This is a genomic window from Epilithonimonas sp. JDS (assembly GCF_021261315.1).
Classification (GTDB): Bacteria; Bacteroidota; Bacteroidia; order Flavobacteriales; family Weeksellaceae; genus Epilithonimonas.
Window position 1 is genome coordinate 111,783 of the sequence record NZ_JAJSAX010000004.1, and the last position, 13,125, is coordinate 124,907.

General features: G+C 37.4%; 9 protein-coding genes. 5 read left to right on the forward strand and 4 right to left on the reverse strand.

What is annotated here, in order from left to right:
- Position 1 precedes the first annotated feature (1 nt).
- Positions 2–973 (forward strand): hypothetical protein, encoded by a 972-nt coding sequence (locus tag LUD75_RS12685; RefSeq protein WP_232706070.1) that lies wholly within the window; start codon positions 2–4, stop codon positions 971–973.
- A 113-nt stretch (positions 974–1,086) separates the two neighbouring features.
- Here LUD75_RS12685 and LUD75_RS12690 read toward each other — a convergent pair whose 3' ends face one another.
- Complete coding sequence (locus LUD75_RS12690) at positions 1,087–1,320, reverse strand: helix-turn-helix transcriptional regulator (protein WP_232706072.1); 234 nt, start codon at positions 1,318–1,320, stop codon at positions 1,087–1,089.
- Between the two features lie 700 nt (positions 1,321–2,020).
- Between LUD75_RS12690 and LUD75_RS12695 the strand changes: the two genes are divergently transcribed.
- The 3 genes from LUD75_RS12695 to LUD75_RS12705 are packed head-to-tail and all read left to right on the forward strand — an operon-like array spanning position 2,021 to position 8,881.
- Positions 2,021–4,981 (forward strand): SusC/RagA family TonB-linked outer membrane protein, encoded by a 2,961-nt coding sequence (locus tag LUD75_RS12695; RefSeq protein ID WP_232706073.1) that lies wholly within the window; start codon positions 2,021–2,023, stop codon positions 4,979–4,981.
- An 11-nt stretch (positions 4,982–4,992) separates the two neighbouring features.
- Positions 4,993–6,387 carry a RagB/SusD family nutrient uptake outer membrane protein gene (locus LUD75_RS12700; protein WP_232706074.1) on the forward strand — a complete coding sequence of 465 codons (1,395 nt, stop codon included), beginning with the start codon at positions 4,993–4,995 and terminating at the stop codon, positions 6,385–6,387.
- Positions 6,374–8,881, forward strand: a complete 2,508-nt coding sequence (locus LUD75_RS12705) for a prolyl oligopeptidase family serine peptidase (RefSeq protein WP_232706075.1) — start codon at positions 6,374–6,376, stop codon at positions 8,879–8,881. The genes LUD75_RS12700 and LUD75_RS12705 overlap by 14 nt, the downstream gene beginning before the upstream one ends.
- 26 nt (positions 8,882–8,907) lie before the next feature.
- Here the strand turns inward: LUD75_RS12705 and LUD75_RS12710 are convergent, their stop codons facing one another.
- The 3 genes from LUD75_RS12710 to LUD75_RS12720 form a co-directional block, all read right to left on the reverse strand.
- Entirely contained in the window at positions 8,908–9,189 is a 282-nt protein-coding gene (locus LUD75_RS12710; protein ID WP_232706077.1) for a DUF6520 family protein, read from the reverse strand.
- A gap of 76 nt (positions 9,190–9,265) precedes the next feature.
- On the reverse strand, positions 9,266–10,708 hold the full coding sequence (locus LUD75_RS12715; RefSeq protein WP_232706079.1) for a MauE/DoxX family redox-associated membrane protein: 1,443 nt from the start codon (positions 10,706–10,708) through the stop codon (positions 9,266–9,268).
- Between the two features lie 202 nt (positions 10,709–10,910).
- Positions 10,911–11,129: a hypothetical protein gene (locus LUD75_RS12720; RefSeq protein WP_232706081.1), complete on the reverse strand. Its 219-nt coding sequence runs from the start codon at positions 11,127–11,129 to the stop codon at positions 10,911–10,913.
- A 279-nt stretch (positions 11,130–11,408) separates the two neighbouring features.
- On the opposite strand from LUD75_RS12720, the gene LUD75_RS12725 reads away from it, so the two are divergent.
- Positions 11,409–13,115: a helix-turn-helix domain-containing protein gene (locus LUD75_RS12725; RefSeq protein WP_232706082.1), complete on the forward strand. Its 1,707-nt coding sequence runs from the start codon at positions 11,409–11,411 to the stop codon at positions 13,113–13,115.
- Positions 13,116–13,125 lie beyond the last annotated feature (10 nt).

The window sequence follows — 13,125 nt, forward strand, 5'->3', positions numbered from 1 at the left end:
GATGGATAATATTCTTCGTAATGCTCGAGAAAAATTTGAGAAAATTACTTTAACTGATAATTACCGAAGTAAAAAGTTTACCAAAAATTTTGATAAACATTTAGCTATACTTGTCGATACAACCATTCAATTAGCAGAGGAAAATAGTGTGTTAACAAATAAGCATATAGACTTTACCGACAAGATGTATTGGGAATCACAAGGGTACATTCTTGAAAAGTTAGACACTATAACCGACTCTGAGATTTTGAACGAGTTTGATAACTTAGAAGATATCTTATATGAAAGAATTAAAGTGAGTTTAGGAAATGCTTATAATGGAAGTGAAGCATTAAACCTAATGATTGATAATTCAGTACATGATACTCTTCTAGCATTAAAATTTAATTTTTTTGAAAATAAGGATAATTATTTTAATCCGTGGGAAGACGCTAAAAATATTTTAGTTGAAGATGAAGTTTTATATACTTTTTCAACAGATACAGAAAAACTAAATTCTTTAGGATTTTCTATAGTTAGTAATGATAGTGTTGATATATCTGATAAAAAAATAAATATTATTGGTAAAGGAAGCAGGAATGACTACAATTATGGCTTTGTCAGAGATCTTCTTGGTTTAAGAAATACTATAATCCAAATTCTTGATGAAAATAGTAGCTTTGGCAATAAAGCTACAACAGCGGATGAGATAATTATTAAATTACGTCGTATGGGGATAAGAAGTAATGAACTGACAGATCATAATATAAAATCTTGGCTGATTGCTCCTTTGAAAAGAAGTAATAGAATAGGTAGTGATAAGGAGGGCTATTTCATTTTAAATAATTGCCAAGACGTAAAAATATCTTATTACAGCCATTATGAAAATTTTAAAGGTTATTATAGAACTTTAGAAAAACATAGAAAATTAGCTATAAAATTCGGATGCGAAGACCCATATTTCAGTAGTCATTTAGAATTTCTCAAGCCATAATATTAATCTTTATTCTGGTCTGCGATTTTATAGCTATTGGATGATCTTTATTTATTAATACTAACGTGTTCAAACCACGCTAATATATTTAACATAAAATCCTAACTTAATAGTTAGGATTTTTCATTTATTTTAAAATTAAATAATTCTTGAGGATGAACTTCTAATCCCTTTGATAGTTCTTGTATTGTGGACATTCTTATATCAACTTCTCCTTTTTCAATCTTACTGATATTGCTATGATCGACATCACATTTTTGAGCTAATACACGATAGCTTAGGCCTAGTTTTGTCCTAAACTTTTCAACTTGCTTACCAAAAGCTATTCGAAATTCAACTCTATCCATTGAAATCAGCATTCAGAAGGCAATTTGTAAAGATTTTAACAATTATTTGTAGTTGAATTAACCTACAAATGAAAACTTTTGTTATATTTGTAAAATAGGTTACAGTAATGTAACTTTGCGATACTTCAAAGAAATACAGAAGCTATTGCTTAGAGTCTCGGTTCGAAAACTGGTAATTTTTAAATCCCTGAGATAATAAGTAAGCGGCTCACGACCTAGGCGTGGGTCTCTCTTATCTTGGGATGGGTATACCAGTGCCTCGAATCAGATATGTAGAGTACCCATGCCGTCTTTTTCCAATGCAGTTCGCTTTATCTCAACATTATAATCTAAGCCCGCTTCCTAAAACATAGTATCAGACTACACGATACAATAGGAGGGTACAACCTATTGCGGCTTTAAAAAGCTTACACGGGACACAGATTCATTCATATTAAATTCTTTCCGGTGCCTTATGGTCACTGCTTACAGAACCTCACCAGTCCTTTTTCATACCAAAGGGCATCAGGAAAGTTTTACTAAAAAAAGAATCAAAAAAACTACTCAACTTAAAACAGAAAATGTAAAAAGCCCCTTCCTGTCAGTCGCCTAAAACATCAGGAAAGAGCGTAGTTCAGTAATTAATCTTTAGAAAATTAAAAACCTTTACAAATCTATGAAAAATTCCTATTACCATATAGGAGGTATTTTCTTTGGCCTTATGCTGACCGGTGTCAGCACTCAATCAAAAGCCCAAACTCGCACAATTTCCGGTACCGTCACCTCATCTAATAAACCATTGTCGGGAGTCATTATCTCCCAAGAGGGTAGTGATCAGGTAACCATGACCGCTAATAACGGAACCTACACGATAAAGGTTTCAGCAGAAAATCCCATCCTATTGTTCAGACATCCTGATTATGCAGAAAAAAAAGTCACACTCACTAATCAGACGGTCGTTAATATCAACTTAGAACAAAAAGTAAAGGGAATCGAAGAAGTTATTCTCAACGCCGGCTACTACAAGGTTAAAGACAGAGAAAGAACCGGTAGTATCGCCAGAGTTTCAGCAAAAGAAATAGAAAATCAACCTGTCAATAACGTCCTTTCAGCTTTACAAGGACGTATGCCGGGTGTCAGTATTACACAGACTTCCAGTGTCCCCGGAGGAGGATTTGATGTGCAGATCAGGGGAAGAAACAGTTTAAGAACTTATGCCACGACGGGCTATGACGGCAACAAGCCCTTGTATATCGTCGATGGTGTTCCTTTACCTCAAGTTAATGATTTCAACACGGGGATGGCAAGTACGATACTGCCGTACAGCGAATCCAATCCTTTAAACTCCATCAATCCCGATGATATCGAATCTCTGGAAGTACTGAAAGATGCAGATGCAACTGCGATCTATGGAAGTAAGGGAGCCAATGGTGTTGTATTGATTACCACCAAGAAAGGTAAAAAAGAAAAAACTGAAGTCAATCTGAGAACAAGTTATGGAATTGGGCAGATGACCAACTTACCAAAGATGATGACTCTTAATGAGTATATCGCCGTGAGAAAACTGGCTTTTGCCAATGATGGGGTAGCCGTCCCCTCCAATGCCTATGACATCAATGGGGTCTGGAGCTCAATAAAAACCACCGACTGGCAAAAATACTTTGTGGGAAATACAGCAGAGTATTCAGATGTACAACTCGGTGTCTCCGGTGGAAGCGGCAATACACAATTCTCAATATCGGGAGGTCATAACGAAGAAACGACTGTATTCCCCGGAAATTACAGGTATACAAGAAATAATTTAGGAGTCAACCTAAACCACACCAGTGCAGACCGGAAGTTTCAGATTGGATTTAACGGGACTGCTGCGCTGCAAAACAATGTTCTGCCGCCAACTGATTTCAATTTAGTGTACGCTTCGCTAGCACCAAATGCGCCTGACCTCTATATGCCCAATGGAATGATCAACTGGGAGAGCAACACCTTTACCAATCCGATAGGACCTGCAACACAGACCTATTCAGTAAAGACCAAAAGCCTCAATGCCAACATCACTTCAAGCTATAATTTTGGAAGCGGCTTTAGTATCAACCTTAATAGCGGATACAGCACCTACAACAGTAATGACCAGAAGATTTTTCCCAAGACGACCTATAATCCATCCAGTAATATAGGCAGTAGTAATTCATCGATACGAAAAGGACAGAAGATGAACCAAAGCTGGATTTTGGAGCCTCAGCTGAATTATGAAAAACGATTGGAAAAACACCAGTTTTCAGCTTTATTAGGCGGATCATTTCAGGAACAGAAATCAGATAATTTTGTGCTATTAGGAAGGAACTTTCCGTCTGATGATATGCTTAACAATATTTCAGCGGCAGCAAGTATAACGATTCCCAGTGCCAGTGAAACCTTATACCGCTATCAGGCAGTGTATGCAAGATTTAACTACGGCTATAATAAACGCTACTTTATCAACTTAACAGGCAGACGGGATGGCTCCAGCCGGTTTGGTTCTGAGAGGAGATATGCCAATTTTGGAGCAGTGGGAGCCGCATGGTTATTCTCTGAAGAAAGTTTCTTTAAGAAAAGCTCATTGCTAAGTTTTGGAAAGCTGAGAACCAGCTACGGCGTTGCAGGGAATGACCAGATCGGAGATTATCAATACTATGATACCTATCAGTCTACCGGAGGCTCATACGGAGGTTTTTCAGGAATCGTTCCGCAACGTCTTTATAATAAAAATTTCGGTTGGGAGCTTACCCGTAAATTTGAGGCCGCGATTGAACTTGGTTTTTTTAAACAGAGGCTGAATTTCAATGCGGGGTATTATCACAACATCAGCTCCAATCAGCTGGTCGGGGTTCCAATGCCTGCCACTACAGGATTTACCAGCATACAGGCTAACTTGAATGCTACCGTAAGAAACAGGGGATTGGAAGTATCCTTAGAGTCAGTCAATATTAAAACGGACCATTGGAGGTGGACAACCAACCTCAATTTTACGCTCCCTGAAAACAAGCTGATGAGTTTTCCCAACCTCGATAAATCGACGTATGCCAATCGATTTGAGATCGGGAAATCCACAAATCTTGTCAAGCTGTACCAATATACGGGTATTAATCCTACGACCGGCCTGTATACATTTTACGATGCCAATTCTGATGGAATCATCAATACCGCAGATCGTGTTGTCAGCAAAGAAATCAAGGAGTACTGGTATGGCGGATTACAGAACAGTGTTCAGTATAAAAACTGGAGTTTAGATATCCTTTTGCAGTTTATTAGCCAAAGCCAACACAACATCAGGTCTATGTATGGAAACATAGGCTACATGGCAAATAAACCGGCTGTTTTCAATGATTATTGGACGCCTGATAATCCTGACGCTCAATTTCAAAAGCCAACTGCCGGTTACAATACAGCAGCAGTTACGGCGAGTTCACTCTACACGCTAAGTGATGCCACCGTTTCAGATATATTCACATTGAGAGTGAAGAACGCAACATTAAGCTACAGCATTCCATCACCAGACCAGTCAAAACTAAGGACTAAAGTATTTATGAGCGGACAGAACCTCTTCGTGTTTTCCAATAACAAGGATGTCAATCCCGAGTTTATGCTGGCCGGATTCAGCAGTCCACTTCGTGTGATCAGCTTCGGCCTTTCTCTAACCTATTAAACTGCATCATTATGAAAAATATACCTATTAAAAATATCATAGTAGTACATCTTTTGATTATATCATTTCTGATCTGCCACAGCTGCGACCGATTTACAGATGTCGGTTTGCCTAAAAGCCAGATCACAAGAGAAGTTGTCTTTAAAGATGATCAGTTAGCTAAATCTGCCATGGCAGGAATTTACCGTTCTCTAGAAGAACAGGGGTTTTTATCAGGCTCGTCTTCAGGTGCACAGGTTGTGCTCAGTGCCTATGTCGATGAACTACAATCTTATGCCCCTGCTGCAAGTGATGCCACGATATTTTATCAACTCAGTCATCTCCCGAGTTCCACGAAAATCAGCAGCCTGTGGGCAACCACTTACACACAGATTTATAACATCAATGCCGTGATTGAAGGGGTTGAAAACTCTGAAAATCTCAGTCCGGAAGTTAGAAACCGATTGAAGGGAGAAGGTCTTTTTCTCAGAGCACTGCTGCATCTTTACCTGGTCCAAACATACGGCCCTGTACCTTATGTAGCCACAACAAACTATGAAACCAATCAGGTGATAGGTAAAAGCAGTATCATCCAAGTGTATGCCCAATGTAAAATTGATTTACAAACGGCAAATGCACTGCTGCCCGAAACTTTAGCTATCGGAAGTAGAGTATATCCTACAAAGATGGCTGCTAATGCCGTTTTAGCACGGATAGCCTATTACGAAAAGAATTGGGATGACGCTATACAATATGCCGGTACCGTTATCAATAATACGCAATACAAAATGGAATCTGATCTGGGCAAAGTGTTTTTAAAAGACAGCTCAGGCAGTATATGGCAGTTACTGCCCTTCAGTTCAATTTACAATACCTATCAGGGCAACGTATTTATACTGAATACGGCACCGCCAACCAATGTTGCACTCCGTCAGGATTTTATTGATGAATTTGAGACGGGTGATTTACGAAAAACAACCTGGATCGGGCAAAAAACGGATTCTCAAAACAAGACTTACTACTATCCATTCAAGTACAAACAATATTCTACAAGCACGAATTCCCTGGAATATTCGGTAATTCTCAGGGTAGAAGAGCTTTATCTGATCAGAGCAGAGGCTTATCTTCAAAAAGGGCAGTACGATCTGGCTGCTTCAGATATTAATAAAATAAGAAATAGGGCGGGGCTTGCATCATTAGTAAATTCTGATCAAAATACCTTGATGAATGCTGTTATTAAAGAGAGGAGATCTGAATTGTTTACAGAATTCGTACATCGCTTCTATGATCTTAGGCAACATAATCTACTGGACCCGGTGATGGCTGTTAAGAAAACAGGATGGAAAACGCATTTTAAGCTGTTGCCACTACCGGAAAGCGAACTTCTTTTAAATCCTAATTTAAATCCGCAAAATGAAGGCTATTAAACTGTATTTAATTGGGTTGTTTTTAATTAGTGGGCTTTACTTTTCTCAGAATATTGACAGCTTGGATTCTGTGTACAAACAATATTACACCACTTCACTGTCGGCGACCAGCCCCACAGGGCAGCACGTTGTACTGAATCATAGTAATGCCTACGGTAAGAATGATGACGAACTGATTACTGTAAATACCGGCAGTAAGGCTGTACTTGAAAAGCATAATCAGTATCACTTTTTAAACGCTCATCTTCTTCTGATGCGGAATGATAAGCATATTAGGATATTAAATATAAATACCGGTCAAAGTAAAGATATTACAGGTAACTTTACGTTTGATATTTCTACTGCATCGGAACAGCTGTTACTTCATAGTGCTGCTGCCAAGGAATTGGTTTCAGTATCCTATGATGGCACTGAATTATGGAGAGAGGACAATATTAATGCATATCATTTTGATCATAAGAATATCCGGCTTATGTATACTTCAGGAACGTCTTTAGCCATAAGAAATCTTAAAAATCAAAAGACCAAAATATTTACGTTGCAAAATGATTGTCAGTGGCTGACTTATTCAGGGAATAGTATCTTTTGTGCGAACATTACGAGATCAAAAATAGAATTTTACAAAGTGGATGTGCTGTCGAATCAGTTATCGAGGCAGATTATAGATAGCCCTTCAGCATTTGAATTTACAGCGAATCTGAAAGGTTACTTGGAAGTTAGAGAAGAAACGCACTTTATCGTACCGATCTATTTAAAAAGTAAATTATATTCAAAGACCAATCCTGAGCTGCAAATCAGTTATTCAAATAGAAATAACAATGAAAATATACTCAAACATCATATGGGTATTTATAACCTGAGCAATAAAACTTGGGATTATCAGCCTGACGAAAGGCTGAAACTTCCTGTTTACAAATTTTTAAATGAGGAAGGTGATTTTATGGTTTATGATGAGAGTGAAAATATTGTAGAGGAGCAGCAAAATCCGGTTCTTGATTTAAACCTGATGCTGGATTATGGGAAAAGTTCTTACCTACTGCCTAAAAAGAGAATAAATGACGGCAATTATCTATGGGATCGTGCTACAGAGCAGTTTATTTATTTTGATTTTAAAAGGTGGAGGTATCTTCATATCAGGGGAGGAAAGGATCACGAGCTTTTCCCTTTGGAAAGTCATAGATGGGAAAACCCTAAGTATAGTGGCTTGCAGTATTCTCCATCGGATCATCCCATCAAAATTAAAGGAACATCTTCTCTAATGCTTCACAATCAGTTTGATTACTATATGGTCAATCTCAATACGCATCAAATACAAAAAATCACAGCAGGAGAAGATAAAAATATTAAATACAATATACAGATTTCTAAAGATCAATATCCTGTATCGCCGTGGAATCTCAAGTTTGCCATGCTGGACTTGGAAAAAGAATTGACATTCAAGCTTTTTAATGAGTTGACTTATGACTCCGGATTTGCGACGTATAAATATTCAAAGAATAAGATGACTTCATATAGGCAAGGTCACTATAAGGAAATGATACCTTACAGCAACGGATTTTTTTTAACCTCCCATTTTGCACTTGAACCTTTTAAATTGACAAAATTTGAAAGAGGAATATACAGCGTAGTTTATGAGTCTATGAAAGATGAGAAAAACCATTTTGAAAAATCAAAATATCAAATCTATGAATATAAAACGCAATATGGCATTTCTAATGCAGCGCTTTTGTTTCCTGTCAATTATGACCCGCGAAAGAAGTATCCGCTGATTGTCAATATTTATGAAAAAAAATCACAGGATGATCTTCTGTATTTTTGGCCACCTTACCTAAGAACCACTTTTGGCTTTCACTATATGCATTACCTAATGAATGGTTATATGGTTCTCTTGCCGGATTTACAGTATGAAATCAGTAATGTTAAAAACAGTGTGATAACTTCTTTGGAAAAAAGCATTGATATTGCGAAAACAATAGCCCCGTTAGATGATAAAAATATAGGGGTTGTAGGCTTATCATTCGGAGGTTATGAAACGGGTTTGGCGCTGACCAATTCCAGCTATTTCAAAACGGGTGTTGCTGGTGTTATGGTATCGGATCTCGTTTCTTTTTCATTAACAAATTCAGAATTTGACCTGATGCCTAATTATCGACGGAGTGAAAATCAACAGCTAAGAATGAACCGGAATTTGTTTGAAGATGATGACAAATACAGAGATAATTCTCCCATTTATCATCTGAAAAATATTGATGCACCTGTATTGATTTGGACTGGGGTAGAAGATAAAAATATTTCCCACCTTCAGTCACAGATGTTTTTTCTTGGAATAAAAAGATTACAGAAAAAAGCGGTGTTTTTGGAATATTCTAACGAGACACATAATGTACTTCTGCCATCTAACCAGTTGGACCTTAATCTTAAGATTTGGCAGTGGTTTGATTACTATTTAAAGAATAAATCACCGTCAAGTTGGATCTGTCCGATGGCAAATTAAAAATAGCTCCCTTCCGGGAGCTGTTTTTAATCAATCTTGTATAATTCGACATTGGCCGTTTCGGGATGGTCAACTTCCGGACCGCTTGTTCCGAAAACTTGCTGTCCTGTTGGCAATCCGTCTACCGTACAAATCGGGTTTAAGATTGTTTCACACATGACACTTCTGTCCCATTGGTTGGTTGCGCTATTAAAAATATAGCCTTGTCTCGCAGCTAATTTGTTGCTGCTGCTTTTCGCTTCCTGGGTAGCGAATGCAGTCCCTGTTCCTATCAGAATCAGAACTGCGGGTAAAATGAAATTTTTCATTGTAATAAAATTTGATGTTATGCCTACTCTAAATCAACAGGTTTTCGGCATTCCCTGTTCTGTCGGCCAACAGATATTATTTAAATGTATACCTTGTAATTTTGTTATCAGACAGTACATAGAAATAATGTTTTGTAGATAATATTCCTCTGATCTTATCATGCTCAGTATTCCTGATATAAAAACTGTAGAAATATTGTTTCGTTGGATTTTTATAGACGTCGATGATATAATTGTTTCTGGACACATCCCTTGATTCATTTCTGCCCCTCATAATAGACACATTGTAAAACTTATTGTCATACACAGTCTGGACCTTATTGATGACGCTTGGAGATCTGACTAATTTTTGTTGTCCGTTCTTAAGATTTTGGGTTTCAATTACCATATGAGAAAGCGAATCAATCATTCTTTTCCTTTGAATATTTTGGAAATTAAAATCCGCTGTCATCAGCTCGCTACGGTAGTAATGGGTATAAACAATTTCTCTGTTTTGATGATCCAGAGTCAAGTCCCCATCGGTGTCAAAAACACCATCTGTGTTTTTCTGTAATGCATCCGGGAAAATTTGATACTCTTTCGTTGCCGTATTTAAAATACCCAGTTCACTTTCTTTTGTTTTAACAAGCATTGTTTTAAATACATATTTTTGTGGTTCAAGCATATAGAATCTCGAAAAATAAAGTCGATTAATACCTGTCTCATACGCCATTAAAGATGGGAGTTTCCCTTCAAAAATTACCGGCACCTTTCCATCAGAGACGCTCAAATATGGATATAAGACATTAATCGTAACACTGACAAAATTATACTTATAATTATTCAATCTGATCGTGTCCAGTTTAATGGAATTAAATTCAGGTGTTATGGTTGAAAGAAGGAGTGGTGTTTTGTGGTTTGCTAAAAATAGGGAATCACCATAACTTCCTGCTAAATAATAGTTATTCATAGGAAACTTCAAGGTCTGATATTCCACTGCTAATGGTTCGATCACTTTCCTTTTGAAGGAACCTTGATGATCATCAACATTGATATCGTATACCAATACCACAGCCAATACTGGCAGGATTGTAAACAATGCAAGCCGGCTCATTAACTTTATTGTCTTTGTAACATTACTAATAATTATTGCCACGATCAATAAGAGCACACAGCATAGATTAAAAATGAGGTGTTGATTCCAATCCATTTTCTCAAGTATACCTCCACAAGAGCAGGGAATAGAATCGCTGTAATTTAATATAAGATAGATGTACATCGTAAACGCTGACATGATACCCAGAGATGCATAAAGCCCTGTTAGACGAAATTTTTGGATAACTAAAAGATACACAATTATCAGTTCAACAATAATAACGAGCAATGAAACGACGGCTGCATACGCTCCAAGCATAGGTGACTGCGCTAACTGTACCTGAAAATTCTCAAAGTCCAAAAGCTTACTGACACTTGCGTAAATAAAAAGCAGGATAAAAAAATACGAAACAGCTTTGACAAAAATTGGCTTAAAAGATTTCATTGCTTTGTTTTTATTTAATTTAACATAACTGTATAAGTCTCCATTTGATCTTCATTCCGCAGTACTCGGGCATGGGCTCACCTTTAAATAGGGTCACCGTTGTTCTGAAATTCCCCATACTCTCCCAGATGCCGCTTTCCGGACATGGTAAGCCTGTGGCTGCTGATATGGAGGTATGAGGAATCATAGGTCATAGAATTGATTAATTTTTATTCGAGATCCTCCAATTGTCTCCATCTCTTACCGGCGGATCGGGATCAACTATTTCTTCTGATGATCTTGCAGAGTCTTTTTTCATGATCGATATGTTCAGATCCTCATACGAGTTGTCATCTCGTATGAGATCTTCATCTCGGTTCGAACAGTTTTGTAAACTCATTGCAGCGATTGCTATACTAAAAATTGGGATTAACTTTTTCATTGTAATTTCTTTTGATTTGGTTATCCCGACGTCGGATTGAATTAGAATTCTGAAGCCAAAGTTATTAGCGCTGAGGCCGGAAAAAAACTGTCCTGTGGGGCAATTTTTAAATAGATACGTCTCAATTTTAAAATTGTACCATCATAAAAATGCTCCTAAAGGCGTATTTATCAATGGTCACATCATATTATGTATCGAATGGTCTTCGCTGGCTGCTAAAGGCATTTTTTAAAATCAAAATGCGTATTTTTGAGATGGTGAGGTTCTAATAATCAGTATATGAAAAAGTTAAATTACTTTCTCGTCCTGCTTTCTGCCTATTCACAATTATTATTTTCCCAGCAAAAAGAAGTACGGACTTTCAGAGAGATCAGAAGCAATTACGAAAAAATGACCATTGATGATGAGCAGGCAATACCTTTTGTGAAGGCCTACATTCAAAAAGCAAAATCTGAAAGCAAGAATTCTCAATTAATCCAGGGCTTCAGGGACGGAAGGCAATTTGATTATAACAACAAGATGAAATATGCTGACAGTGCTTTGGCAGCTAGTATCAAGTACGGCACCAAAGATGATATCAGTAAAGATTATTTAAGCAAAGGGATCATCTACTACTTTTACCAGAAAAAATATAAGCTGGCTTTAAACCAGTATATGAGAGCCTATGAATTCTCAAAAGGCTCGGATGACAGGTACCAGCATTACAAAGTAATTTACCATTTAGGTATCGTCAAGGAACATCTGGGATATTATGATGAAGCCCTTGAGCATTTTCAGGAATGTTCTCAATTTTATGAAAGGGCCATGAATCAAAAAGGTCTGCATGAAAACCTACAATTCAACAACAAGAAAGCCTATCTCAATTCACTTCATCAAATGACCGTTGTCAATCGGTACTTAAAAAATGTCTCCACAAGTGACAGTCTGAGCAAATTGGGATATAAACTGACTGAGGGTGACCGTGACTTTCTATTGGAGAACAGCTATTTTCTAAAATGTATAGGGATCTCCAAATTTTTGAAGAAAGATTATGATGGTGCGGCGTCGGATCTAAACAGGGCATTACCTGCGATCTTGAAAAGAAATGACTTTGCATGGGTATCCGTCATTTACTATTACCTTGGAAAGATCTCAGAGGCTAAGAATTTGGATGATTTTGTGATCGGCTATTACAGTAAAATCGATTCCATCTTTGTCAAAGAAGGATTTATCCTACCGGAGGTTTATAAAAGTTACAATTATCTCATCAGCTATTATAAAAACAAAGACCTCGACAAACAATTGTATTATACTGATCAGCTTCTGAAGGCGGACAGTATGATCAGCAAGGATTATCCATACTTATCAGGAAAACTTCATAAGGAGTACGACCGCAGGTCACTCATTGAGCAAAGAGAAGACATTGAGAAGGCAGGCAGGAAAAAAATGCGGATCGCCCAATTCCTGATCTTGTCGAGTACGATTACTATTATATTTTTTGTCATCCGATACCGGAAGGACCGCAGAATAAAAAAACAATATGACCTACTGCAAAAGAGAATTGAAGAAGGCTCTTATGGCATTGCCAATACTGTTGAAGAGCAATCTCAGGAATACTCCTTAAGAAAAACTTTCCTGACGCCTGAAGTAACATCTGACATTGGTGAAAGGCTGGAAAAATTCGAGAGAGAACTGCAATTTACAAAGAAAGGCATTACTCAAAATAGTATTGCTGCCAAACTTAATACCAACGCAAATTATCTATCCATCTATATCAATGAGAATAAAGGGATGAATTTCACAAGGTATATTGCAGAACTCAGGATCAATTATATAACAAACCTCTTAAACACCAATACTAAATACCTCAACTACACCATAGAAGCCTTGGCAGAAGAGTGTGGGATTGCAGCCCGTCAGAATTTTTCAAATCTTTTCTACGATATCAATGGCATCCGACCAACAGATTACATCAAAAAGCGGAAAAAAGAATTGAGAATCAGCTGAATGAGCCGTC

What these genes read in the sequence shown, in the direction of transcription:
- LUD75_RS12700 (WP_232706074.1), top strand. Translation starts at nt 4,993, where the DNA reads ATGAAAAATATACCTATTAAAAATATCATAGTAGTACATCTTTTGATT.
- LUD75_RS12685 (WP_232706070.1), top strand. Translation starts at nt 2, where the DNA reads ATGGATAATATTCTTCGTAATGCTCGAGAAAAATTTGAGAAAATTACT.
- LUD75_RS12725 (WP_232706082.1), top strand. Translation starts at nt 11,409, where the DNA reads ATGAAAAAGTTAAATTACTTTCTCGTCCTGCTTTCTGCCTATTCACAA.
- LUD75_RS12710 (WP_232706077.1), bottom strand. Translation starts at nt 9,189, where the DNA reads ATGAAAAATTTCATTTTACCCGCAGTTCTGATTCTGATAGGAACAGGG.
- LUD75_RS12715 (WP_232706079.1), bottom strand. Translation starts at nt 10,708, where the DNA reads ATGAAATCTTTTAAGCCAATTTTTGTCAAAGCTGTTTCGTATTTTTTT.
- LUD75_RS12720 (WP_232706081.1), bottom strand. Translation starts at nt 11,129, where the DNA reads ATGAAAAAGTTAATCCCAATTTTTAGTATAGCAATCGCTGCAATGAGT.
- LUD75_RS12695 (WP_232706073.1), top strand. Translation starts at nt 2,021, where the DNA reads ATGCTGACCGGTGTCAGCACTCAATCAAAAGCCCAAACTCGCACAATT.
- LUD75_RS12690 (WP_232706072.1), bottom strand. Translation starts at nt 1,320, where the DNA reads ATGGATAGAGTTGAATTTCGAATAGCTTTTGGTAAGCAAGTTGAAAAG.
- LUD75_RS12705 (WP_232706075.1), top strand. Translation starts at nt 6,374, where the DNA reads ATGAAGGCTATTAAACTGTATTTAATTGGGTTGTTTTTAATTAGTGGG.